Annotated in this window: 2 protein-coding genes; one reads left to right on the plus strand and one right to left on the minus strand. The window is 66.9% G+C overall.

The features are described 5' to 3' along the window. Positions 1-654, plus strand: a 654-nt coding sequence (locus tag IJH84_RS10275; protein ID WP_295143226.1) for a hypothetical protein, incomplete at its 5' end; no start/stop codon positions are given. 358 nt (positions 655-1,012) lie between these two features. Here IJH84_RS10275 and IJH84_RS10280 read toward each other — a convergent pair. Further along, positions 1,013-1,821, minus strand: an 809-nt coding sequence (locus tag IJH84_RS10280) for a sensor histidine kinase (protein ID WP_295143228.1), incomplete at its 5' end; no start/stop codon positions are given.

Raw genomic sequence — 1,821 nt, forward strand, 5'->3', positions numbered from 1 at the left:
ACCGCCGCGCTCGCCGACCCGGCGCGCGCCGATCAGGCGGGCGATGACGCGCGGCGTCAGGCGGCGGCGGTCCTCGCCTTTTCCGGCGTGAAGCCCGGCGATACTGTGATCGATTACCTGCCGGGCAAGGGCTATTGGACCCGTATCTTCTCCGGCGTCGTCGGGGCCAAGGGCCATGTCTATGCCTATTGGCCCGCCGCCGCCCAGAAATATGCCGAGAAGTCGCTGGGGGCGATCCAGGCGCTGAACCTGCCCAATGCGACCGCGCAGGTGCAGGCGGTGAACCTGCCCGCCGCCGACAAGCCGGTCGACCTGTTCTGGACCGTCCAGAATTATCACGACGTCGCCAACAAGGATGCCGGTGAGCCGGCGCTGCGCGCGTTCGACCAGGCGGTGTTCAAGCTGCTCAAGTCCGGTGGCACGTACGTAATCATCGATCACGCCGATGCGGTGGGTAAGGGACTAGCCAACACCAACACGACGCACCGGATCGACCCGGACTATGTGAAGCGTCAAGTCCAGTCGGTCGGCTTCCGCTTCGTGGGTGAGAGCCGGGTGCTGCGCAATCCGGCGGACGATCATTCGAAGAACGTCTTCGACCCCGCCATTCGTGGGGTGACCGACCAGTTCGTCTACAAATTCCGCAAGCCCTGACGCGGTATCGCCGGTGAACCCTATTCCGATCGGCCGGTTGTCGGTCGACGCGGCCACGGGTGGAGCAAGGGGGATGGCGGGTTACGGACGGTGCTTAGGGCCGGCAGTCGACGAGGTGGCGGTCCCTACCATTGGCTTGGTTGCGGCGGCGCAGGATACGTCCACCGCGACTCATGGCTATAGTGCGGTGCCGCACGCGGAGTCGGGCGTGGCTCTGAAGGGCCTGCGGCGCTTGGTGATGCGGGTAATTTGAAGGGGGGCGTGGCCTTCGACTTCGCTCAGGCTGAACCGGTGTTCGTATGGGCCCGACTTCCCAACCGCCGTTCGGCCTGAGCGAAGTCGAAGGGAAACCGCCGCCCTAGACCGGCACCCGCAACATCGCCCGCACGCCGCGATGCGCGGGATCATATTCCACCGCCGTCTGCAGGCTCTGCGCCATCGCGCGGATCAGCTTGGTGCCGAGCCCGGTGCCCTTGGGCGCTTCATCCGCCGCCATGCCGCAGCCATCATCCTCGACGACCAACAGGCATTGCGCATCTTCGCGCGCCACCCGGATCCGCACCTCGCCCGCGCCGTCCGGATAGGCATATTTGCAGGCATTGGTGACCAGCTCGGTCACGATCACCCCGATCGACACCGCGCGGTCGGTCTTCACCCGGATCGGTTCGGCCATCAGGGTCAGCGTGCGCGGCATCGCGTCGCTCGACCAGCTTTCGCCGAGCTCCTCGATCAGCGCGCCCAGATAGTCGCGCAGGTCGACCTGTTCGACATCGTTCGCGGTGTAGAGTCGCCGGTGTACCTGCGCGATCGCACGGATGCGCCGCTGCGTATCCTCCAGCGCCTCGCGCGCGCGCTCATCGGTCATGACGCCCTTTTGCAGCCCGATCATCGCCGAGACGAGCTGGAGCGAATTGGCGACGCGGTGATTGACCTCGCTCAGCATCGCCTCCAGCCGGGCGTTGGACGCGCGCAACTCCGCCTCGGCCGCGGCCTTGGCACGCTCCAGCCTGGTGCGGTCGAGCACCTGTTCGAAGCTGGCGGCGAGCAGGTCGAAGACATCCTCGCCGACCGCCTTGACCACATAGGCCGCCGCGCCGGCCTTCCACGCCGCCACCGCGAGCCGCCCCTCGTCCGATCCGGTGACGTAAACAACCGGCGGCGGCTCGC

Origin of the sequence: Saccharopolyspora sp., assembly GCF_017434145.1 — a bacterium.
In the GTDB taxonomy this organism is placed as follows: Bacteria; Actinomycetota; Actinomycetes; order Mycobacteriales; family Pseudonocardiaceae; genus Saccharopolyspora_C; species Saccharopolyspora_C galaxeae.